This window comes from Martelella radicis (assembly GCF_014196625.1).
GTDB lineage: Bacteria > Pseudomonadota > Alphaproteobacteria > Rhizobiales > Rhizobiaceae > Martelella > Martelella radicis.
On record NZ_JACIDZ010000001.1, the window covers coordinates 306312 to 328766 of the forward strand.

Here is a 22455-nt window from a genome sequence, read left to right on the forward strand (position 1 = left end):
GACCATGGCCAAACTGCCCCCATACATGACCACCGGCCAGCGCGTCTGGCACTACGGTTTCCGGGTGATCTGCGGAGTGATCTTCTTCTTCCTGATCTTTCCGATCCTGGTGATCATTCCGCTCAGCTTCAACGCGACGGATTTCTTCACCTTCACGCCGGAAATGCTGGCGTTCGATCCCGCAGGCTACTCGTTCAAGCATTATCAGGACTTCTTCACCAATCCCGACTGGCAGCAGGCGCTCAGAAACTCGGTGATGATCGCGCCGGCTGCGACGCTTCTGGCAACCAGCTTCGGCACGCTTGCCGCAATCGGCCTGTCGCAAAGCCATGTGCCCTATCGCGGCGCCATCATGGCGATCCTGATCTCGCCGATGATCGTGCCGCTGATCATCTCTGCCGCCGGCATGTATTTCTTCTATTCGCGCCTCGGCATTCAGGGCACCTATTGGGGCGTTGTTCTCGCGCATGCCGTGCTCGGCACGCCCTTCGTCATCATCACCGTGACGGCGACGCTGGTCGGCTTCGATCGTTCGCTGGAGCGGGCGGCGGCAAGCCTCGGCGCAAATCCGGTCACCACCTTCTTCAAGGTGCAGATGCCGCTGATCCTGCCCGGCGTGATCTCCGGCGCGCTGTTTGCCTTCATCACCTCGTTTGACGAAGTCGTCGTGGTGCTGTTCGTCGGCTCGGCCTCTCAGAAGACGCTGCCATGGCAGATGTTCACCGGGTTGCGCGAGCAGATCTCGCCGACGATCCTTGCTGTTGCCTCGATCCTGGTGACCATTTCGATCATCCTGCTGACGGTGCTCGAACTGCTGCGCCGCCGTTCGGAAAAACAGCGGGGCCTTTCTCCGGGCTGATAAACGCAATTTCGATCCGTGCTGACGCGCCCTCCGTAGAGATGTGTGAACCGCATTTTTCCGGAGGGCGACGTGTCTCTAACGCTGCTGATTTTCGTTTTCATCGGTCTTTGCCTCGGCATGACCGGCGCATGGGCTGTCCAGAGGGTAACCGGCAACAGCGGCTGGATCGATACGATCTGGGCTGCAGTCACCGGCCTTGGCGGGCTCTCAGTGATCGTCTTCTCGGAGAGCGGCAACCCGGCGCGCAAGTGGCTCGCCGGCATTCTCGTCGGGCTCTGGGCCCTGCGTCTTGCCGGCCACATCGCCAGCCGCAGCGCCGGCAAGAAGGACGATCCGCGCTATGCCGCGCTGATTTCCGAGTGGGGCGATAGCGCCGGTCCGCGCCTTCTCTGGTTCCTGCAGATACAGGCCTTCGCGGCCTTTGTCCTGGCGCTGTCGATCTATGGCGCGATCCTCAATCCCACGCCCTTTCCCGGTGTTCTTGACGGGCTGGCCCTTGCCGTCGCCTTGATCGCGATCGCGGGCGAGGGAACGGCCGACTGGCAGCTTTCGCAGTTCAAACGTCGGAGCCCGGAGGGCAAGACGGTCTGCGATATCGGCCTGTGGGGGTATTCCCGCCATCCGAACTATTTCTTCGAATGGACCTGGTGGTGCGCCTGGCCGCTTCTGGCGCTTTCCGGCTTTCAGTCGATCCTGCCGTTCATCCTGTCGCTTCTGGCACCGCTGATGATGTACTGGCTGCTCAATCATGTCTCCGGCATTCCCTATCTGGAAAAGCACATGGAGAGCTCGCGCGGGGACGCCTTCAAGACCTATCAGAAACGCGTCAACGCCTTCTTCCCCTGGTTTCCAGACGATCGAAAATCCAGCTCTCGCAATGGATTGAACAAGCCCGATGATGTCAATTCCTAAGTCCGGTCAGGAAGGGGCGCCACGCGCTGACCCGCTGGCGAGCGCGGCAGGTGCGACGGCGCTGGTGCTGGCGCTCAACAAGCCGGTCTATCCGCTCTATGTCTGGTTTCTGGCCGAGAGTGCGTTTCATCTCTCTTTGCTGACGGCGCTGACCATGCCGTTCTACCTTGCCGTCTGGTACCTTTCCCGCATCGGAGCAAGCCGTGCGGCGCGCCTCGGCATGGTGATCGTCGGGATCGTCGACACGCTGGCGATCGCCTTCATCCTCGGCGGGGAGAGCGATATGCTTGCCTTCCTCTTCGCCTGCCTGATGCTTGCGGGGCTCTGCTTCTACCGCTCGGAAATCTGGCTGTCGCGCGGATTGATCGCGGTGATCTTCGTCCTGTTCGTCGCGTTGGAGGGACGGATCGGCGGGCCGCTGATGTCTGTGTCGGAACGAGACATGCAGAACCTCGCCTTTCTCAACATCACGGGAGCCGCGGCGCTTGCCGCCTTCATCATGCTGCGCTTCCCGCGACCGTGGCGGCCGGACTGATCTTCAGATCGCCGGCTTCATCAGGTGGAACTGCGCGACATCGATCCGCCCGGCGCTGAAGCCGGAGGCGCAGTAATTGAGGTAATAGCGCCACATGCGGCGGAAACGTTCGTCGAAACCGAGCGGATGGATCGCCTCCCATTCCGATAGGAACCGCTTCTCCCACTCCAGCAGCGTGCGCGCATAGTCGTTGCCGAAGGAGAACAGGTCCTTCACCGCCAGGCCGGCGCTCGACGCGCCCTTGCGGAAGGTCTCGATGGAGGGAAGCATGCCGCCGGGAAAGATGAAGTGCTGGATGAAATCCGGATTGCTGCGATAGTCGTTGAGCCGATGGTGCTCGATTGCGATCGACTGGATGACGGCCGTGCCGCCGGGCGCCAGCCGCTGGTTGACCGTCTCGAAGAAGACCGGCCAGTTTTCCTCGCCGACGGCCTCGAACATTTCGATCGAGACGATCTTGTCGAACGTGCCCCGGCAGTCCCGGTAGTCCTCAAGGCGAATGTCGGTCTGCGCGGCAAGGCCCTTGTCGGCAAGCCGCTTGCGGGCGAATTTCGCCTGCTCCTCGGAAAGCGTCAGGCCGGTGACGTGGCAGCCGGTGGTCCTGGCCGCATGCTCGGCAAAGCCGCCCCAGCCGCAGCCGATCTCCAGGATCCGGTCTTGCGGGCCCACCTGGAGGCAGGCGAGGATGCGGTCGTATTTCGCCGTCTGCGCTTCCGGCAGCGAGCGTTCGCGGCCCTCGTAGAGCGCGCTCGAATAGGTCATCGTCTCGTCGAGCCACAGCTTGTAGAAGGCGTTGCCAAGGTCGTAGTGGAAGGCGATGTTGCGTTTGCTGCCCGTTTTGGTATTGGCGCGCAGACGATGGCGCAGGCGGCTCATCTGGGTGAACAGATAGGAAGAGGAGAGCGTCTTCGACAGCTCCTCCTCATTGGCGATCGCCAGATCGATGACCGCGCCGAGATCCGGCGTATCCCAGTCGCCGTCAATATAGGAGCGCGCGAAGCCGAGGTCGCCTTCGCTCAAGAGGCGGAAGAGCGGGCGGGGGTTGTTGAGGCGGATCTCCGCGGCAGGCCCTGCCTTGGCTCCGGAGACGCGGGTGCTGCGGCCATGGGGGAAACGAAGCGTCAACGAGCCGGTGTTGATCCTGGCCGCCATGCCGGCGATCGGCTTCTGCCAAAGTTTCAGGCTCTTTTGCGGGGCGTCTTGATCATTCATCTCGGTCATCGGCTCTGTCCGTTCGCGACGGGCCGCCCGCGACAACGCTTTGAACGCGCAATGCGGATGGCCGGTGTTTGAATACCGGTATTCCCTTCATCAGCAGTCGTAAAGCTTCGAGGTGAATGCCGGCAATGATTTTCACCGTCATGAGCGGGTAGGCGGCAAAGGCGGACAGGAGTTTCCAGTCGGAGAGCGCGTCGCGCTTGCCGTTGAAGGCGGCAAACAGGAGCGGGCCTTCGCCATCCTTCTCGTTGATGCGCACCGACACCGTTTCGCCGGGCGGCGCGATGGAAAAATGATAGGTGCATTCCATCGGGATGAAGGGGGAGACGTAAAGCTGCTTCTCCGCCGTCTGCCGCACGGGACGGCTGTCATCGGCGACGGGGATGACATAGGTCATCCGCTCCTTGAACGTGTTGCAGACCTCATAGAGGATCGCGACGAGGCCGCCATTTTCGCCATGGCAGAAATAGACGGTGAGCGGGTTGAAGACATAGCCGAGAATGCGCGGATAGCAGAGCATTTCGACGCGGGCGACCGGCGCGGAGATGCCGGCTCTTTCGACTTCGCCCAGCGCCCAGGATTTCAACCCGCCGCCGTCAAGATCGCCGTGATCGCTGTCATGGACGCTGAAGAGTGCAAAGCGATTGTGGCCGAAGAGCCGCAATGCGCCATCGAGTGCCGGCAGTTCGTCGAGATCGATCAGCAGCGAGAACACGCGGTAGTGCAGCCGGTGCGTTTTCGGCCGGTGGCGCCGGTGGATGACGTCGCCTTTGTAGAGGGCGGAGTTCCAGCTCATTCGGCGGCGACCAGGTTCGGATTGAGATGGATGCGGCCCGATTCGTTTTCCACCGACCAGGGCCGCCGGACGCCGCCGAGCGCCTCGGCGACGGCAAGGCCAGACTGCAGCCCGTCCTCGTGAAAGCCGCTGCCGAAATGCGCGCCGCAATACCAGACATTGCCCTGTCCCTGGATTTGCCAGAGATCGCGCTGGGCTTCGATCGCGGCACGGTCGAACAGCGGATGGGTATAGGTGTAGCGGGCGTGGATCGCATCCTCCCTGATCGGTTCGGCGGGATTGAGCGTCACGAACAGCGGAATGTCCTCATCAATGTTCTGCAGCCGGTTCATCCAGTAGGTGACGCACAGCGATATGTCGTCGGCGCTCTTGCGTTCAAGATAGTTCCAGCTCGACCAGACCTTGCGCCGCCTCGGCATCTGCTGCGCGTCACTGTGCAGATAGGCTTCGTTGATGGTGTAGCGGAAGGCGGAGAGGAGCCGCTTCTCGGTTTCACCGGCATCGGCCAGCATGGCAAGCGCCTGGTCGCCGTGGGTCGCCACCACGACGTCATCGAATTCCTGCTCCTCGCCGTGGTCGAGCGTCAGGCATACGCCATTGACGATGCGACGGATATGCCGGACCGGAGAGGAAAGGCGGATCTCGCCGTTGATCTCTTCCAGCATGCGGGTGACATAACTCCGGCTTCCGCCTGAGACGGTGCGCCATTGCGGCCGGTCGACGAGCGTCAGAAGCCCGTGGCTTTCAAAGAAGCGGGTGAAGGCGGCAAGCGGATAGGCGCGCATCTGATCGGCAGTGGTCGACCAGATCGCAGCGCCCATCGGCAGGATGTGATCTTCCACAAAACGCCTGGAATAGCCCTTGCTATCGAGATAATCCCCGAGCGTCAGGTCGAGCGCGGCGCTGTCATTCGCGGCCGCCGGCGCCTCGCGGTAGAAGCGGAAGATATCGTAGACCATCCGCCAGAAGCTGAAGCGCAGGATGTTCGACTTCTGCGCCAGCATGGTGGCGATATTCGTGCCGCCATATTCGAACGCGCCATTGTTGAGCGAGGCCGAAAACGACATGTCCGATTCTTCCGTCTCGACGCCCAGATGGGCAAACAGCGCGGTGAGGTTCGGGTAGTTGCGCTCGTTGTAGACGATGAAACCGGTGTCGACGGGGATGTGCCGGCCGTTGATGACCGCATCTGCGGTGTTCGAGTGGCCGCCCGGGCGGCTGTCGGCCTCAAACAGCGTGACATGGGCGGATTTGCTCAAGAGCCATGCCGCCGAGAGGCCGGAAATGCCGGATCCGATGACAGCGATGCGCCTGTCGGCGCGAAATTTCCGGTGGGCCTTGTCCAGCGTGTGATGCATGCGCGGTTTTCCTCTAATCTTTAGCCTGAATAACGTGTTCGGCGCCCGGGCGGATTGAAATCGGAAGAAATTTGTTGGACCTTCAATCCGGTTGGAAAACCGCGCCGTTATAGCTGGCATGACAGACCTTGCTCATCATATGCCGGCCGCCGGCACGGTTTCCAGCGCTGCCCGTAACAGGGCGGCGACCATGATTGTGGGAATGCGGAAGCCAAAGTCGAAAGGCCCAGCCTTGGCGGAAATGTCGGCCGAAGAAATGACGCTTTGTCTGGTGCGCACCGGACGGTCCCGCGATGTCGCCTCTTTCGAGCGGCTGTTCGTGTATTTCGGACCGCGTATCCGCAGCTTCATGCTGAAACGCGCGCTTGACGGACAACTGGCCGAGGAACTGATGCAGGAGACCATGATGATGGTCTGGCGCAAGGCTGCGCTCTTCGATCCCCAGCGCGGCAATGCCTCCGCCTGGGTCTTCACCCTTGCCCGCAATGTGATGATCGACAATCTGCGCAAGGCGAAGCGTCCCGAATTCGATCCGACCGACCCCGCCTTCGTGCCCGATGCGCCGGAAACGCCCGATGTGAATTTCGAGCAGGATGAAAGCGCGGAACGGATCCGGCAGGCGCTCGCCAGTTTGCCGGAGGACCAGGCCGAGCTGCTGCGCATGTCGTTTTTCGAGGATATTTCCCACAGCATGATCGCCGAAAAGACCAATTTGCCTCTCGGGACTGTCAAGTCCCGGATCCGAGCCGCGTTTTCCAGACTGAGGGCGGCGCTTGGAGAAGACCGATGACCCCGATCAATCACCACATCTCGGATGCCCTGTTGCTTGAATACGCCGCCGGCACGCTGGAGGAGGGCTGGAGCCTGGCCGTTGCCACGCATCTGGCGCTCTGCCCCGATTGCCGCAAGCGCCTGTCGCTGATGGAGGCCGCTGGCGGCGCGCTGATCGAGAGCATCGCGCCTGAGACCACGCCCGAGCGCGAAAGCGAGAGCTGGGAGGCCATGCTGCAGCGGCTGAAAGCCGAGCCGGCCGAAGCGCCCGAAAGCGAGCCGAAGCCGGCGCGCCGGACGATCGGCGACGTGGACCGGACGATCCCGGAGCCGCTGCGTTCCTATATCGGCGGTTCGCTGGAGGCGGTCGAGTGGCGTCGCCTCGGCATTGGTGCTGCGCAATATCAGGTGCCCGTTGATGGCGATCTCAACGTCAAGCTGCTGCGCGTCGGGCCCGGGCGCCCCTTACCCGAACACGGCCATGGCGGGCGCGAGCTGACGCTGATCCTCAAGGGCTGCTATCGCTGCGACGGCGAGGCCTTTGGTCCCGGAGACCTTGACGAGGAGGATGAGGAGACGGTGCACGAACCGGTGGTGACGCCGGATGGCGAATGCATCTGCCTGATCGTCACCGACGCGCCGCTGAAGTTCAAGAGCCGCATGATGCGCGCCGTCCAGCCGTTTCTGGGCATATGAGGAGAGGTCGATGACCCGCTACCTGATTGCCTTCGCCGTCATGGCGGCGTGTTTTTCCGCGCTCGATTTCATCTGGCTTGGCACGGTCGCCTTCAGCTTCTACGAGGCGGAGATCGGCCAACTTCTCCTGGCATCCCCGAACTGGAACGCCGGTTTAAGTTTTTACTTCATGTACCTGATCGGCATATATTATTTCGTCGTCTATCCGGGCGTAAAGGCGCGCTCCTGGTTGAAAGGCCTCGTCAACGGCGCGGCCTTCGGCTTCATCGCCTACGGCACCTATGACCTGACCAATATGGCGACTCTGAAGGACTGGTCGTGGACCGTTGTCGGCGTGGACATGGCCTGGGGCACGTTCGCGACCGGCCTGACCGGCTTCGTCAGCACCTTTGTGACCGGTCGGATCATGGCCCGCCGGGCCCGCGCTTGACTTCACCGCGCATGTGGCATTCAAACGGCTGATCGTCCACCACGCGGAATGCCATGTTCAAGCTCACCCGTCCCGCAACAGCCGAGCGCGAAATCAAGAAAAGCCGGTTCGCGACCATCGCCGCGCCGATCGCCGACGAGGCGGCGGCCAAGGCCTTCATCGCGGAAAATTCCTTCGCCGATGCCAGCCATAATTGCTGGGCCTGGCGCATCGGCGCCGACTATCGTTTCTCCGATGACGGGGAACCTGGCGGGACGGCCGGCAAGCCGATCCTGCAGGCAATCGAGGGGCAGGAGGTGGACAATGTCGTGGTGGTCGTCTCCCGCTGGTTCGGCGGCGTCAAGCTCGGCACGGGCGGTCTTGCCCGCGCCTATGGCGGCAGTGCCGCGGAATGCCTGCGCGAGGCCGAGAAAGAAGAGATCATCCCAACCACCATGCTTTCCGTCGCGATCGCCTTTACCGATCTGGCGCTGGTGGAATCACGGCTGGAGGCCTACGACGACATCGTCACGGCCGCGCGGGATTTCGACGCTCAGGGCGCGGTGTTCCGCCTCGTGGTGCCTGATACGAGGCTTGTGCCGCTCGCCGAATTGCTGCGCGACCTGACCAACGGCCGCGCCGCCCTCGACCCGGACATTCTGGCTGATCCGTCGCTTTCCGCCTAAAAAAACGCGGGCCTGCCGCTTTCTTCCGCAAGAGACGAGCCTATTTAGCTATGATGAAACGGCGCTGCCGGAACCGGTGCGGTTCTGAAGCGTTGACTGACCGATTTCTCTTTTTTCTCCGACCGAGGTGACCTTCATGCGCATGACCGCCCCCATTCTCGCTCTCGCCGTGCTTGCCGCCGGCTGCACCCAGCGTTCCGACACGATCGGCGCCATGCCCGTCTCGCCGAGCGAGTACGAAGGGGCGAGCTGCTCCCAGCTTTCCGAGCTCATGCAGACGGAAAAGGCCAAGCTGAAAGATCTCTCCCGCCTGCAGGATGAGGAGATTGTCGGCGATTTCCGCGTCATGGGCGCCAATCTCGGCGCGGTCGCGGCGGACGGCGCGGGCAACCAGGAAAACGCGATTGCCTATGCAAAGGGCAAGGTCAACGCGATCGACATCGCCATGCGCCGTCAGGGCTGCGCCATGTAGGCATTCGGCTGCGCGATCGCGCCCGGCCGCACTTGGCGGATCGGTGGTCCGTGTGTAGAACAAGCCGGACACAGCGAACAAGGCAGAGAATGAAATGACATCGGCAGGTGAACCGGAGGAGGAACGCCCCGAGGCTGAGGCCTCTTCCGGAACGGCGCGCGGCGCGACCCCTTGGGCCTGGCCCGGTCTCGTCGCCGTCTCGGTTGCCCTTGTCATCCTGCTTTCGCTGGCCGGGCTGCCGGCGGCGCTGCTGCTCGGGCCGATGCTTTCGGCCATCGCCTTCTCATTCTTCGGTTTTCGCATCGCCGTGCCGCGCGTGCCGTTCAACCTGGCGCAAGGCATTGTCGGGCTCTTGATCGCGCGGACCATGACCTGGCCTGTGGTGCAGGAGATCGGCCACGACTGGGCGCTCTTTGTCGTCGGCGTCCTTTCCGTTGTCTTTGCCGCCGTCGCGCTCGGCTGGCTTCTGGCGCGGTTCCAGGTCCTGCCGGGAACGACGGCGATCTGGGGCGCCTTTCCGGGAGCTGCCACGGTTATGACGCTGATGTCCGGGTCATTTGGCGCGGACATGCGGCTCGTCGCCTTCATGCAATATACCCGCGTCGTCATCGTCACCATCGTCGCCGCCACCATCGCCCGGCTCTGGACCGGAGTGGGCGGCGAGGGCGCGCCCCAGCCGATCCTGTGGCTTGCGAGCCCGGACTGGTGGGCGCTTTGCCAGACCGCCGTCCTCGTCGTCATCGGCGTACTCGTCGGCCGGCGTTCGGGCCTGCCGGCGGGTGCGATGATCGTGCCGGTGATCATCGGCTCGGCGCTCAATGTTTCGGGCCTCGTGACAATCGAACTGCCGCAGCCCCTGCTGGCCGTCTCCTATGCGCTGGTCGGCTGGGCCATCGGCTCGCGCTTTGATCGCGACGTCATCCTCCATGCCAGCCGGGCGCTGCCGCGCGTGCTCGCCTCCATTCTGGCGCTCGTGGCGATCTGCGCCGTGTTTGCCTGGCTTCTGGTGATCTTCGCCGGCATCGATCCGCTGTCGGCCTATCTTGCCACCAGCCCCGGCGGCGCGGATGCGGTCGCCATCATCTCCGCCTCGACGGATGTCAACGTCGCCTTCGTCATGTCGATGCAGATCGCCCGCTTCTTCTTCGTCATGGCGCTCGGGCCGATGCTGGCCCGCTTTGTCGCCAAGCGGAGCCATTTTTAGGACAAAGCGCAATTGGCGTTGTCCATCGCCGTCGATCGGGTTAGCCTCAGCCAACCAAACATTCAGGGTCAGGCGGAGGAATTCCCATGTGCACGCGCATCTTCTATGAAACCGGAACGTCAACCTACATCACCGGGCGCTCGATGGACTGGCGCGACGTGACGATGCAGTCCGACCTCTGGGTGTTTCCGCGGGGCATGGCCCGCAATGGCGGGGTGGGCGAGGGCTCGGCGACATGGACCTCGAAATACGGCTCGGTCATCGTCGCGATCTACAATCTCGCCACCTCCGACGGCATGAACGAGGCGGGCCTTGCCGGCAACATGCTCTATCTGGTGGAATCGTCCTATGGCGATCCGGCCGCGCGGGGCAAGCCGCTGATCTCGGTCGGCGCCTGGCTGCAATACATGCTCGATAATTTCGCGACCGTCGCGGAAGCAGCCGAGGCCATGGCCGACGACCCGCTGACGGTGATCACCGGTGAGGCCCCGAACGGCGCGCCGGCGACCGTGCATCTGGCGCTTTCCGATGCCTCCGGCGACAGCGCGATCTTCGAATTCGTCGGCGGCAAGCTCACCATCCACCACAGCCGCGACTACAGGGTGATGACCAATTCGCCGACCTATGACCAGCAGCTTGCGATCAACGGCTACTGGAACCTCGTCGGCGGCAAGAGCTTCCTGCCCGGCACGGTGAACGCCGCCGACCGCTTCGCCCGCGCCAGCTACAACCTCAAATCCGCGACGCCGCTGAAGGACCGCCGCGCGGCGCTCGCCTCCGTGTTCTCGCAGGTGCGCGCGATCTCGACCCCGCTCGGCATGTCCGACCCCGAAAAACCCAACATCGCCTCCACCCTCTGGCGCACCGTCGCCGAACACGACCACCGCCGCTACTATTTCGACTCCGTCATCAACCCGTCGGTGTTCTGGGTCGATCTTGCGGATTTCGATCTCTCCGAGGGCGCTCCGGCAAAGACGCTGGGGTTGAACGATCCGGCTCTGCCGGGCGGGGATGTTGCGGGGCTGATGAAAGAGGCGGCGCCGTTTGAGTTTTTGGTGCCGTGAGGCTGTCTGGCGGCAGCTCAGCCAACCGCTGCCGCCCCGCCTCCCAAAGACCTCTGAGCCCACAATCTCTCCCCTTGAGGGAGAGATGCCCCGACAGGGGCAGAGAGGGGTGAACCCTCTCCGAGAGTACGGAGCCGGCGGCTTATGCCCGATACCCCTCTCTGTCGCTTTCGCGACACCGATTAGAAAAAGCCGAAAGTCGAGTGTACTTTTGTGTGGTAATATTATTTATATTTCAAATAAACTCAGTTGCCGTCCTTCAATTTCAGCAATTATTCTAGCTTTTGTTTTTGCGCTTCGGAAAAGTTGATACTGCGCCGTGCTTTTCACAGTCGCACAAGCCCGCGCCAGCAACTCGAGCGCCTCCGTTACCAAAATTCTCAAATCACCATCGTTGTCGGGTATCTGTATAGATTTTTGAGAAATTATGAGACTCGCCACATATAAAACAAACCAGTGTCCGTACACCAGATACTGGTTTCCTTCGGTATAATCCAAACTCTTTATACTTTTTATTTTGTATGTATCTCGCATATCTTCGATTATGCGATAAAGCTCAATCAACCGACACAATGTATCTATCTCATGACGCTCGTGAAAAATTTGATGAAACCGTTCGCCAAAAATCGAGTCCGAATCTGTTTTTGCCTTGTCAGGCTCTCTAACTTGAAATGAAAGCAGTATTTGGCCAAGTTTAAGCGCGTCGATCCGTCTCCTCGGGTCGCGATCTGAATGCATATTTCTCTTGCGTTCGAAATAGTAACCCCTGTCTCGAAAGGAAATCTCCAGCTTTTTGAGAACGGGATCATTGGCACGAAGATCCCTTGATTGAATTCTAGCTTGGCTATTGGTAGCGACAGCAACTCTCTCGGCTATATCTTCACGATTTGTGGCGTATATACGAACCAATATCACCACGTTCTCAAATGATTCGGGTGATTTTTTGAACGCTTTCAAAAGAGAATGAGAGGTCTGAGCGCCATTAACTATCTGAAAATCTGTTAGCTGAATTTTCGGATTAACATGACCTTTATTGTAGGCGTAATCTCTGCATGTAATCGTTATTCCATTATTAAGATACCAAAAAAGATGACTATCAGAAGACGCGGCTGTTTCGATAATATTGCTGTTGTAGCCTCCGTTTGCTCCTAGGAAAATACGCAGATTTTCGTCAAAGAGATGGCGTTTAATTGTTCGTGCATCGTCCGTTTGAATCAGGCTGACAAATGACCTTGCGTCAACAGATGCAATTACACCTCTTATGTCACCATCACTGCGTTCATAAGCTTCCCTACCGATGACTTGGAGATATCCGGATTCCGCTTCGCGTTCGCGTGCCCCAATATCTCTCAAAATCTCCTTTGGGCCATACACTTCGTATTGTGTGGCGTAGAGACTCTTCAACGAGCTTGAGATTATACCTTCTGCGCTGGAAGATAGCCCCATACCGTTCGTACAAAACACAATCCGGTATTCGCATATCGTTCCCTTCTGATGGAGGGACCATATTCTACTGACCGCCTCCGATAATTGCAGGTTGCCCGTCTCTAATAGGCGAGGCTCCTTGTCGAAAACCGCTCTCAAGAACGTAGCGATTTTTAACACCTCTGAGTCATTTATTGTCCGGTCGGTCGATTTAAGTGTCGTGCGGTGCTTTGCTTGAAAGATATAAACCTCCGCTCTTTCGTCGCGCTCAATAACTTCGATAGCGTCAACGCCTAAGTCGTTTCCGCCATCGACGACCATTTCCGGAAAATCGAGGTTTCTATTTGGAAAAAAGTGCTCGAGAATGAGATGTAGAAACGCTGAGGACACGTCAGCCGTCCCATAGCGCTCCATACAGCGCTGCACGCGAGATTCAATTATGTCCCATTCAATAGCGGAAATTGATGGCATAAGCTCTAATCCTCAGCTTGGATACTGATAGGTTTAAACTTATGCAGGTGAGGTGGTACAGTATTTAAACAGTTATTCACATTATTATTGTTTCTGCGCTTCGCAACCAACCTCCATCTCAAAAGGGGAGGTTGGTTGCGAATTGTACTCTCGCAGGATAGTCAAATGAGCGGTGCCAGACTTCAGCCGTAGCCCTTCTAATTCGTCATTAAAAAAAGCTACTTCACCTTCTACCTTCTACCTTCTACCTTCCTACTCCGCAGCCTCCGCATACGCACTCATCGGCGGGCAGGCGCACACCAGATTCCGATCCCCATAGACATTGTCCACGCGGTTGACCGGGGGCCAGTATTTATCGACGCGGAAGGCGCCGGGGGGGAAGCAGGCTTCCTCGCGGGAATAGGGGTGGGTCCATTCGCCGACGAGATCTTCCACCGTGTGGGGCGCGTTCTTCAGCGGGTTGTCGACGCGGTCGGCTTTGCCTTCCTCGATGGCGCGGACTTCCTCGCGGATCGCCAGCAGCGCATCGCAGAAGCGATCCAGCTCGGCCTTGGTCTCCGATTCCGTCGGCTCGATCATCAGCGTGCCGGGAACGGGAAAGCTCATCGTCGGGGCATGGAAGCCGCAGTCGATCAGGCGCTTGGCGATATCGTCGACGGAGACATCGGCGCTATCCTTCAGCGGGCGCGTGTCGATGATGCATTCATGCGCCACGCGGCCCTTTTCCGATTTGTAGAGCACGTCGTAAGCGCCCTTCAGCCGGGCGGCGATATAGTTGGCGTTGAGGATCGCCACGCGGGTTGCCTGCGTCAGCCCTTCGCCGCCCATCATCAGGCAATAGCTCCAGGAGATCGGCAGGATCGAGGGCGAGCCGAAGGGGGCGGCCGAGACCGCGCCGCCTCCCGCATCCGTCGCCGGATTGGCGGGCAGATGCGGGGCCAGATGCGCCTTGACGCCGATCGGCCCCATGCCCGGACCGCCGCCGCCGTGGGGAATGCAGAAGGTCTTGTGCAGGTTCAGGTGGCTGACATCCGAACCGATATCGCCCGGCCGCGAAAGCCCCACCATCGCGTTCATGTTGGCCCCGTCGAGATAGACCTGGCCGCCATATTTGTGCGTGATCTCGCAGACCTCCTTCACCGTCGCCTCGAACACGCCATGGGTCGAGGGATAGGTGATCATGCAGGCGGCGAGATTGTCGGCATGTTGCGCGGCCTTTTCGGCGAAATCATCGAGGTCGATATCGCCATTGTCGCGCGATTTGACCGGCACCACCTTCATGCCCGCCATCTGGGCGGAGGCCGGATTGGTGCCGTGCGCCGAGGTCGGGATCAGGCAGATGTCGCGGTGCGCCTCGCCATTGGCGCGGTGGAAGCGACGGATCGTCAGAAGCCCGGCATATTCGCCCTGCGCGCCGGAATTCGGCTGCATGGAGAAGGCGTCATAACCGGTGATGGCGCAGAGTTTTTGCGACAGATCCTCGATCATCTCGCGATAGCCGAGCGCCTGGTTTTCCGGCGCGAAGGGATGGATGTCGGCAAATTCCGGCCAGGTGATCGGCAGCATTTCTACCGTGGCATTGAGCTTCATCGTGCAGGAGCCGAGCGGGATCATCGCCCGGTCGAGCGCCAGATCGCGGTCGGCGAGGCGGCGCATATAACGCGTCATCTCGCTTTCCGCACGGTTCATGTGGAAGATCGGGTGCGTCATGTAAACGCTTGTGCGCAGTAGGCTTTTCGGCAGACGATAATCCGCCTCGAATTCGGCGATCGAGAATTTTCCGCCGAAGGCCTCCCACACCGCTTCCACATGGGCGGGGCGGGTGCGCTCGTTGACGGAGATGCCGATCTTCGTTTCGCCCACCTTGCGCAGGTTGACGTTGTTTTCCACGGCGTTGCGCAAGATCAGCCCCTGGAAGGCGCCGACCTCGACCGTGATCGTGTCGAAGAAGGTTTCCGGCTCAACCGTGAACCCAAGCGCTTCCAGCCCCTTGGCCAGCAGCACGCCCTTGCGGTGTACCTGTTGGGCAATCGCCTTCAGCCCGTCCGGGCCGTGGAAGACGCCATACATCGCGGCCATGACGGCGAGCAGCACCTGGGCGGTGCAGATGTTCGACGTCGCCTTTTCGCGGCGGATATGCTGTTCGCGGGTCTGCAGCGCCAGACGATAGGCGCGGTTGCCGCGGCTATCGACCGATACCCCGACAAGGCGGCCGGGCATGGAGCGCTTGTAGGCGTCCTTCACCGCCATATAGGCCGCATGCGGACCGCCATAGCCAAGCGGCACGCCGAAGCGCTGGGACGAACCGATGGCGATATCGGCATCCATCTCGCCCGGCGATTTCAGAAGCGTCAGCGCCAGCGGATCGGCGGCGACGGTCGCGATGGCCTTCGCCTCATGCAGGGCGGCGATCACCTCGGTGAAGTCGTTCACATGGCCGTGGGTGCCGGGATACTGGAACAGCGCGCCGAAGACGTCCTCGGCCTTCAGATCGGTAAACGGATTGCCGATGATGATCTGCCAGCCGAGCGGCTCGGAGCGGGTTTTCAGGAGCGCGATCGTCTGCGGATGGCAGTTCTCGTCGACGAAGAAGGCGGTTGCCTTGGATTTCGCCACACGATTGGCCATGGCCATGGCTTCGGCCGCCGCCGTTGCCTCGTCCAGAAGCGAGGCATTGGCGATGTCGAGGCCGGTGAGGTCCGCCATCATCGTCTGGAAGTTCAGGAGCGCCTCAAGCCGGCCCTGGGAAATCTCCGGCTGGTAGGGCGTATAGGCCGTGTACCAAGCCGGGTTTTCCAGAATGTTGCGCTGGATCACCGGCGGCACGATGGTCGGGTTATAGCCCTGGCCGATCATCGAGATCATCGGCTTGTTCTTGTTGGCGGTCTCGCGCAGCTTGTCGAGCGCCTCGCGCTCGGTCATCGCAGGACCCCAGGCAAGCGGCTGCTCCTGGCGGATTTCGGCGGGCACGGTGTCGTCGATCAGCGCGTCGAGACTGTCATAGCCGATTGTCTCCAGCATTTTCGCCATCTCGACGGGCGAGGGGCCGATATGGCGGCGGTTGGCGAAGTCGTAGGGCTGGTAATCGGTGAACTGGAATTCGGCAGGCGTCGTCATCAGGCGATGAACTCCTTGTAGGCCGCTTCGTCCATCAGCGCGTCGGCGTCGGACGGGTTGGCGAGCTTCAGCTTGAAGAACCAGCCGCCCTCCATGGGCTCGGCGTTGACGAGCTCGGGATTGTCGGTGATCGCTTCGTTGACCTCGGTGATCTCGCCGGCAAGCGGGCAGAACACGTCCGATGCGGCCTTCACGGATTCAACGGTCGCGGCATCGTCATTCTTCTCGAAGGTGGCGCCGACGTCCGGCAATTCGACGAAAACGAGGTCGCCGAGCTGTTCGGCTGCGTGCGCCGTGATGCCGACGGTGGCGATGCCGTCTTCGATCTTCAGCCACTCGTGTTCTTCGGTAAATTTGATGGTCATGACAATAAGGTTCCCGCTCAGCGTTTGTAGGTGGGTTTGATAAAGGGGGTGTCGGTGATGGTGACGGGCAGGAATTTCCCGCGCACCTCGGCATAAAGGGTCGTGCCGGTCTCGGCGTGGTCTGCAGCCACATAGCCCATGGCGACAGGCGCGCCGACGGAGGGGCCAAAGCCGCCGGAGGTGACGTGGCCAATCTCGGTTTCGCCCTTGTCATCGGCATAGAGTTTCGCCGGCGGGCGGATCGGCGCGCGGCCTTCCGCCTTCAGCCCGACGCGCAGGCGCTTTGCGCCTTCGGCAAGCTGCTGCAGGACGATATCGGCGCCAGGGAAACCGCCTTCGCGGTCACCGCCGGGCCTGCGGGCCTTCTGCATGCCCCAGACGAGCGAAGCTTCCACCGGCGTCGTGGTCGTGTCGATATCGTTGCCGTAAAGGCAGAGGCCGGCTTCGAGCCTCAGCGAATCGCGGGCGCCGAGGCCGATCGCCTCGCAGTCCTCATGCGCCAGCAGCGTGCGGGCGAGTGCGTCGGCATGTTCGGCGGGGACCGAAATCTCGAAGCCGTCTTCGCCGGTATAGCCGGAACGCGAGATCACGCAGGTCACGCCCATCAGTTCGCAGGCGCGCACATCCATGAATTTCATCTCGGCAACGGCCGGGCAGAGCGGCGCCAGCACGTCTTCGGCCTTCGGCCCCTGCAGCGCCAGCAGCGCCTTGTCTTCGAAATGCGTTTCCACCTCGCAAAGGTCTGAGAGATAGGCCTTCATATGGGCAAGGTCGGCATCCTTGCAGGCGGCGTTGACGATGACCAGCAGATGATCGCCGCGATTGGCGACCATCAGGTCATCCAAAATGCCGCCTTCCTCATTGGTGAAGAAGGCATAGCGCTGGCGGCCGGGCTTGAGACCGAGGAGGTCGACCGGCGCCAGTTTTTCCAGCGCGATCGCCGCATCGGCGAGATTGCCGGATCGCGGTTTCAGATAGACCTGGCCCATGTGCGAGACATCGAAAAGGCCAGCCTTTTCGCGGGTATGCAGGTGTTCCTTCATCACGCCCATCGGGTATTGCACAGGCATGTCATAGCCTGCGAACGGCACCATGCGGGCGCCGAGCTCCAGATGAAGCGCGTGAAGCGGGGTTTTTTCTAGCGGTTCTTGCGAGACCAAGACTTGCCTCCGGATTGCGTTGATGAACGCCGGCTCAAAGGGGCGGGCGTGTGCGACATGCCCGATACGAATGAGCCCCCTCTGTCCCGTGTGCCTGAGATTATTATCCCTTCGGCCGGTCCCGGCGTGTGCCGGGCCTTGTCTCCAGAGTTCAGAATCACGCGCTGGTCCTTTGGCCTGAGAGTTTCCGGGGCAGTTGCTCCTTCGGCACCGCTTCACAAAAAAGCGGATTCTCCCAACGCGAATTTTGAAACGGATTATCCAAGTTGTGGCGGGATTTGCAAGAGGCAAGCGTTCGCCAGCCGAAATATCCACGTTCCGCATCGCTGCTCTTCTTCAACGGCGGGAGAAGAGGGGGTGGGCAGAACATCGCGAAGGGTCTAGTAAGGTGGAAGCCCCAGGACCTGATCAATCAGACGGAAATCCGCCCGTGTCGAATATTCTTTCTCATGCCCTCATTGTCGCTGCAGGCGGAGCGCTCGGCTCGGTCGGGCGCTATCTCGTCGGCGTCTTCGCCATCAGACTGTGGGGGCCGCATTTTCCCTGGGGCACATTCGTCGTCAATATCGTCGGTTCGCTCATGATCGGGATCCTGGTGGAAGCGGTCGCGCGAGCGCTCAACCAGTCGGCGGACATGCGGATGTTCATCGTCACCGGCTTTCTCGGCGGCTTCACCACGTTCTCCTCGTTTTCGCTTGATGCGATGACGATGATCGAACGGGGTGATGTCCTGCATGCCGTTGCCTATATAACCGCAAGCGTCGGTCTCGCGCTGATCGCGGTCTTCGCAGGCCTCGCGATCGGACGGATGGTGTTCTAAACCCATTTCATTCCGGCGCGTCATGCGATAGAAGCCACGGCTTCAATGAAGGGTTTTCGCACGATGGCGGGTATTGAACATATCAAGGTGGATCAGGACGAGGCGGGCATGCGGCTCGACCGCTGGTTCAAGCTGCATTATCCGGGGCTCGGCTTCGGCGCGCTGCAGAAGCTGCTGCGCTCAGGCCAGATCCGCGTCGACGGCGGACGGGTCAAGAGCGACACGCGTGTCGAACCCGGCCAGATGGTTCGCATCCCGCCGATGAATGTCGACCCGAAGACGTCCGGCCCGATACCGGGCAGGGACCTCAAGCACTCGCCCGACGGCGAGCTTCTGTCGCGCATGCTGCTGCATGAGGACGAGCGCGTGTTCGTGCTGAACAAGCCGGCCGGTCTGGCGGTGCAGGGCGGCTCGGGCGTGGTCCGTCATATCGACAAGATGCTGGAGGCCTGGACCAACAAGAAGGGCGAAAAGCCGCGCCTCGTCCATCGCCTTGACCGCGACACCTCCGGCGTTCTGGTCGTCGCCCGCTCGCGCCGCGCGGCGCAATCGCTCACCGAGGCCTTCCGTCAGCGCACCACGAAGAAAACCTACTGGTCGCTGGTCAAGGGCGTGCCGCGCAAGCGCGAAGACAAGGTCTCGACCTGGCTTGCCAAGGAGCAGACGCCGGACGGCGACCGCATGCGCATCGTCAAGCATGGCGAGCCCGATTCCGATCACGCGGTTTCCTACTACCGTGTCATCGATACGGCGGCCCATACGCTTTCGTGGCTGGAAATGGAGCCCTATACCGGGCGGACCCACCAGCTGCGTGTTCATGCGCTTCATATCGGTCACCCGATCATCGGCGATCCGAAATATTTCGACGAGGACCCGAACTGGGAATTTCCCGGCGGCATCCAGAAACGGCTGCATCTGCACGCCCGCCATATCGATGTGCCCCATCCCGATGGCGGCAGGCTCAGGGTCACCGCGCCCCTGCCGCCGCATATGGTGCAGAGCTGGAATCTTCTCGGCTTCGATGCCGATCGCGAAGATCTCGACAAGGATTGAGACAGGGATTGACATGAAGCTCGTATTGTTTGACTGCGACGGCACGCGGGTCGACAGCGCCGTACGCATCCATGAGACCATGCGCCGCGCCTTTGTCGCCTTCGGTCATCCGGAACCGACCCTTGCCGAGACCAAGACGATCATCGGCCTGTCGCTCGATTACGCCATCGCCCGGCTGCTCGGCCGGCACCAGATCGACGACGAGGTTCTGGCGATCCGGGTGAAGTTCAAGTCGCTCTTTGCCGAGGTCCATTCCGATCCCAACATGATGGAACAGCTGTTTCCGGGCATTGCCGAACTGATCGAGGGCCTTGCCGCGCGCGGCGACGTGACCATCGGCGCCGTCACCGGCAATTCGCGCCGGGGCCTCAGCCATGTTCTGGATCTGCACGGACTGGCGCCGCGTTTTACCGTTTCGCGCACCGCGGATGACTGTCCCTCCAAGCCGCATCCTGCCATGGTGCTTGAATGCTGCGCGGAAGCGGGCTTCAATCCGGCCGATGCCGTGATCATCGGCGACGCGGTCTTCGACATGGAAATGGCGGCGAAGGCCGGATCCCATGCGATCGGCGTCGCCTGGGGTTACGGCGAGATCGCCGATCTGCAGGATGCCGGAGCGGGCGCGATCGTCTGGCATCCGGAAGAGATCTTGAAACTTGTCTGAGCCGGGAGTGCTCCCATGAAGCTGGTGCTTTTTGACTGTGACGGAACGCTGGTCGACAGCCTGGCCATCATCCAGGAGACCATGGCCCGCACCTTCCGCGCCTTTGGCCATGACGCGCCCGACGAGCACGCCACGCGCGGCACGGTGGGACTGACGCTGGACGTCGCGATTGCCGGGCTGCTGGGCCGCGATCAGGTCGATCACGAATGCCGCGACATGATGGGCTACTACCGCTCGCTGTTCGTTGAGGTGCGGCGCGACCCGGCCATGCAGGAGAAGCTTTATGAGGGGATCTCGGCCATGCTGTCGCATCTCTTCCTGCAAGACGATATTCTGGTTGGCGCGGTCACCGGCAAGTCGCGGCGCGGGCTCGACCATATGCTGAAGACCCATGGCTACGCCGACAAGTTCATCACCACGCGCACGGCCGATGATTGCCCCTCCAAGCCGCACCCGGCCATGGTGCTGGAATGCTGCGATGAGACGGGCATGCGGCCGGAGCAGGCGGTGGTGATCGGCGATACGGTATTCGACATCCAGATGGCGAAATCCGCCGGCGCCGGCGCTGTCGGCGTTTCCTGGGGCTATGGCGCGCCGGATGCGCTGAGACTGGCGGGGGCGGCGGCGATCGCCGAGACGCCGGATGACATTCTGAAATTCGTTCTGAAGGGTGCATGATGACCAATGATCCCATCCGCCGGTCGCAGGAACTGATGCGCGCCGAACTGCCGAAGAAATTCTACTCCGAGGCAACCATCGCCGCGGAAGACGGGGGCTTTGCGGTGAAGCTCGACGGCCGGCCGGTCAAGACCCCGTCGCGAAAGCCGCTGATCCTGCCGACGGAGGCAGCAGCCGAACATGTGCGGGCCGAATGGCAGGCGCAGGAAAAGGTCATCGATCCGGCGAAGATGCCGATGACGCGGCTTGCCAACACGATCATCGACGGCGTGGCCGTCAACGCCGGCGCGGTGTTCGAGGAAATCGTCAGCTATGCCGGCAACGACATGCTGTTCTATCGCGCGGAAAGTCCGGAGGAGCTTGTCGCCCGGCAGGCCGAGCGCTGGGGGCCGGTGCTTGACTGGATGGCCGAGGAATATGGCGCGCGCTTCGTGCTGGTCGAAGGGGTGATGTTTGCCGAACAGCCGGCGGAAAGCCTTCAGGCCTTCCGCAGGGAGCTCGAGCATCACCGGGCGCCGTTCGAGCTTGGCGCCTTGCATGTGATGACGACGCTGACCGGTTCGGCACTGGTGACGCTGGCGCTGGCGCGCGGCCGCCTGACGCTGAACGAAGCCTGGGCGCTCGGCAATCTCGAGGAAGACTGGACGATCGAGCTCTGGGGCCATGACGAGGAGGCCGCCCGCCGCCGCGCCAAGCGGTTCGAGGACATGCAGGCGGCGCACGATTTGTTCGTGGCGCTGGGGTAGAGCTGGGGGCAGGGCTTAGGTGCTTCGAAGCGTCTTTTTCCCTCTGATCTCCCCCTCAAGGGGGGAGATTATGGGTGGCAAGGCTCCCAATAACCTACCAATGGCTCATGCTCGACGGCACTGTTCGGCGGTCACTCACACCCGCTCCGCATGCCAGCGCAGGTGATCGTCCATGAAGGTGGAGATGAAGTAGTAGGAATGGTCGTAGCGCTCGTGCATTCTCAGCGTCAGCGCGATGTCCGTATCCTTGACCGCCGCCTCGAACAGCCAGGGCTTCAGACCTTCCTCGAGAAAACCGTCGGCCGTGCCCTGGTCGATCAGGAACTCGGGAAAGCGGGCGCCGGCGGCAACCAGTGCGCAGGCATCATGCTTGCGCCACACATCCGGGTCCGTGCCGAGATATTTCTCGAACGCGCCCTGCGCCCAGGGCGACGTCGTCGGTGAGACGATCGGGGCGAAGGCCGAGCAGCTCTTGTAGCGGCCCGGATATTTCAGCGCGAAGGTCATGGCGCCATGGCCGCCCATGGAATGGCCGAAAATGCCCTGGCGATCCATGTCGGCGCGGAAGCTGCCGGCGATCAGCGCGGGCAGTTCCTTCGTGATATAGGTTTCCATCTGGTAGTTCAGCGCATAGGGGCTTTCGGTGGCGTCCACATAGAAGCCCGCGCCCTGGCCGAGCTGCCAGTTGGTCAGCGAATCGGGAACGTCCTTGCCGCGCGGGCTCGTGTCCGGGCAGACGATGATCAGGCCGAGTTCCGCGGCCATGCGGCGATATTCGCCCTTTTCCATTACATTGGCATGGGTGCAGGTAAGCCCCGAGAGATACCAGAGCACGGGGCAGGGGCGTTCGGTCGCCTGCGGCGGCACGAAGACCGCGAAGGTCATCTCGCAATTGCAGGCTTCCGAATCATGGGAAAAGACGCCCTGCATACCGCCAAAAGCGGTGTTTTCGGACAAAATGTTCATGTCTGTC

At 61.3% G+C, this 22455-nt stretch carries 23 protein-coding genes and 1 riboswitch; of the genes, 15 read left to right on the forward strand and 8 right to left on the reverse strand.

Annotated elements, in window-relative coordinates:
* The first annotated feature begins 4 nt into the window (after positions 1-4).
* The 3 genes from GGR30_RS01400 (at position 5) to GGR30_RS01410 (ending at position 2309) form a co-directional block, all read left to right on the forward strand.
* Positions 5-859, forward strand: coding sequence for an ABC transporter permease (locus GGR30_RS01400; protein ID WP_183481525.1), 855 nt, complete (start codon positions 5-7; stop codon positions 857-859).
* A gap of 72 nt (positions 860-931) precedes the next feature.
* Positions 932-1774, forward strand: a complete 843-nt coding sequence (locus GGR30_RS01405) for a DUF1295 domain-containing protein (RefSeq protein ID WP_343066457.1) — start codon at positions 932-934, stop codon at positions 1772-1774.
* The gene (locus GGR30_RS01410) at positions 1758-2309 is read left to right on the forward strand and encodes a hypothetical protein (protein WP_183481529.1); all 552 of its coding nucleotides are present in this window, start codon (positions 1758-1760) and stop codon (positions 2307-2309) included. The genes GGR30_RS01405 and GGR30_RS01410 overlap by 17 nt, the downstream gene beginning before the upstream one ends.
* Positions 2310-2312: 3 nt before the next feature.
* Here GGR30_RS01410 and GGR30_RS01415 read toward each other — a convergent pair whose 3' ends face one another.
* The 3 genes from GGR30_RS01415 to GGR30_RS01425 are packed head-to-tail and all read right to left on the reverse strand — an operon-like array spanning position 2313 to position 5681.
* Positions 2313-3530 (reverse strand): SAM-dependent methyltransferase, encoded by a 1218-nt coding sequence (locus tag GGR30_RS01415; RefSeq protein ID WP_246413486.1) that lies wholly within the window; start codon positions 3528-3530, stop codon positions 2313-2315.
* Positions 3514-4323, reverse strand: coding sequence for a DUF1365 domain-containing protein (locus GGR30_RS01420; RefSeq protein WP_183481532.1), 810 nt, complete (start codon positions 4321-4323; stop codon positions 3514-3516). Before GGR30_RS01420 ends, GGR30_RS01415 begins: the two co-directional genes overlap by 17 nt.
* Positions 4320-5681: an NAD(P)/FAD-dependent oxidoreductase gene (locus tag GGR30_RS01425; protein WP_183481535.1), complete on the reverse strand. Its 1362-nt coding sequence runs from the start codon at positions 5679-5681 to the stop codon at positions 4320-4322. Before GGR30_RS01425 ends, GGR30_RS01420 begins: the two co-directional genes overlap by 4 nt.
* A 241-nt stretch (positions 5682-5922) precedes the next feature.
* Between GGR30_RS01425 and GGR30_RS01430 the strand changes: the two genes are divergently transcribed.
* The 7 genes from GGR30_RS01430 to GGR30_RS01460 all read left to right on the forward strand — a co-directional run bounded on the left by GGR30_RS01430 (position 5923) and on the right by GGR30_RS01460 (position 10983).
* Positions 5923-6471 (forward strand): sigma-70 family RNA polymerase sigma factor, encoded by a 549-nt coding sequence (locus GGR30_RS01430; RefSeq protein ID WP_183481538.1) that lies wholly within the window; start codon positions 5923-5925, stop codon positions 6469-6471.
* The gene (locus GGR30_RS01435) at positions 6468-7148 is read left to right on the forward strand and encodes a ChrR family anti-sigma-E factor (protein ID WP_183481541.1); all 681 of its coding nucleotides are present in this window, start codon (positions 6468-6470) and stop codon (positions 7146-7148) included. Before GGR30_RS01430 ends, GGR30_RS01435 begins: the two co-directional genes overlap by 4 nt.
* A 10-nt stretch (positions 7149-7158) precedes the next feature.
* On the forward strand, positions 7159-7578 hold the full coding sequence (locus GGR30_RS01440) for a DUF2177 family protein (RefSeq protein WP_183481544.1): 420 nt from the start codon (positions 7159-7161) through the stop codon (positions 7576-7578).
* Between the two features lie 53 nt (positions 7579-7631).
* Complete coding sequence (locus tag GGR30_RS01445; protein WP_183481547.1) at positions 7632-8243, forward strand: IMPACT family protein; 612 nt, start codon at positions 7632-7634, stop codon at positions 8241-8243.
* 136 nt (positions 8244-8379) lie between these two features.
* Positions 8380-8715: a hypothetical protein gene (locus tag GGR30_RS01450; protein WP_183481550.1), complete on the forward strand. Its 336-nt coding sequence runs from the start codon at positions 8380-8382 to the stop codon at positions 8713-8715.
* Positions 8716-8809: 94 nt separating this feature from the next.
* A complete protein-coding gene (locus tag GGR30_RS01455) occupies positions 8810-9919 on the forward strand; it encodes an AbrB family transcriptional regulator (RefSeq protein WP_183481553.1) in 1110 nt (369 codons plus the stop codon).
* Positions 9920-10005: 86 nt separating this feature from the next.
* A complete protein-coding gene (locus GGR30_RS01460) occupies positions 10006-10983 on the forward strand; it encodes a linear amide C-N hydrolase (protein ID WP_183481556.1) in 978 nt (325 codons plus the stop codon).
* A gap of 228 nt (positions 10984-11211) precedes the next feature.
* Here GGR30_RS01460 and GGR30_RS01465 read toward each other — a convergent pair whose 3' ends face one another.
* The 4 genes from GGR30_RS01465 to gcvT form a co-directional block, all read right to left on the reverse strand.
* Positions 11212-12879: an AIPR family protein gene (locus tag GGR30_RS01465; protein ID WP_183481559.1), complete on the reverse strand. Its 1668-nt coding sequence runs from the start codon at positions 12877-12879 to the stop codon at positions 11212-11214.
* Between the two features lie 252 nt (positions 12880-13131).
* Positions 13132-15996 (reverse strand): aminomethyl-transferring glycine dehydrogenase, encoded by a 2865-nt coding sequence (gene gcvP / locus GGR30_RS01470; RefSeq protein WP_183481562.1) that lies wholly within the window; start codon positions 15994-15996, stop codon positions 13132-13134.
* Positions 15996-16361 (reverse strand): glycine cleavage system protein GcvH, encoded by a 366-nt coding sequence (gcvH, locus tag GGR30_RS01475; RefSeq protein ID WP_183481565.1) that lies wholly within the window; start codon positions 16359-16361, stop codon positions 15996-15998. Before gcvH ends, gcvP begins: the two co-directional genes overlap by 1 nt.
* Before the next feature lie 17 nt (positions 16362-16378).
* A complete protein-coding gene (gcvT, locus tag GGR30_RS01480; protein WP_183481568.1) occupies positions 16379-17521 on the reverse strand; it encodes a glycine cleavage system aminomethyltransferase GcvT in 1143 nt (380 codons plus the stop codon).
* Between the two features lie 155 nt (positions 17522-17676).
* Positions 17677-17769: riboswitch (glycine riboswitch) on the reverse strand.
* A 182-nt stretch (positions 17770-17951) separates the two neighbouring features.
* Between gcvT and crcB the strand changes: the two genes are divergently transcribed.
* The 5 genes from crcB to GGR30_RS01505 all read left to right on the forward strand — a co-directional run bounded on the left by crcB (position 17952) and on the right by GGR30_RS01505 (position 21482).
* Positions 17952-18341, forward strand: coding sequence for a fluoride efflux transporter CrcB (gene crcB, locus GGR30_RS01485; protein ID WP_183481571.1), 390 nt, complete (start codon positions 17952-17954; stop codon positions 18339-18341).
* Between the two features lie 63 nt (positions 18342-18404).
* Entirely contained in the window at positions 18405-19394 is a 990-nt protein-coding gene (locus GGR30_RS01490; RefSeq protein ID WP_183481574.1) for an RluA family pseudouridine synthase, read from the forward strand.
* A 13-nt stretch (positions 19395-19407) separates the two neighbouring features.
* A complete protein-coding gene (locus tag GGR30_RS01495) occupies positions 19408-20058 on the forward strand; it encodes an HAD-IA family hydrolase (RefSeq protein ID WP_183481577.1) in 651 nt (216 codons plus the stop codon).
* A 15-nt stretch (positions 20059-20073) separates the two neighbouring features.
* Positions 20074-20736 carry an HAD-IA family hydrolase gene (locus tag GGR30_RS01500; protein WP_183481580.1) on the forward strand — a complete coding sequence of 221 codons (663 nt, stop codon included), beginning with the start codon at positions 20074-20076 and terminating at the stop codon, positions 20734-20736.
* A complete protein-coding gene (locus GGR30_RS01505; protein ID WP_183481583.1) occupies positions 20733-21482 on the forward strand; it encodes an ATP12 family chaperone protein in 750 nt (249 codons plus the stop codon). Before GGR30_RS01500 ends, GGR30_RS01505 begins: the two co-directional genes overlap by 4 nt.
* A 135-nt stretch (positions 21483-21617) precedes the next feature.
* Here the strand turns inward: GGR30_RS01505 and fghA are convergent, their stop codons facing one another.
* Positions 21618-22448 carry an S-formylglutathione hydrolase gene (gene fghA, locus GGR30_RS01510; RefSeq protein WP_183481586.1) on the reverse strand — a complete coding sequence of 277 codons (831 nt, stop codon included), beginning with the start codon at positions 22446-22448 and terminating at the stop codon, positions 21618-21620.
* Positions 22449-22455: the final 7 nt, after the last annotated feature.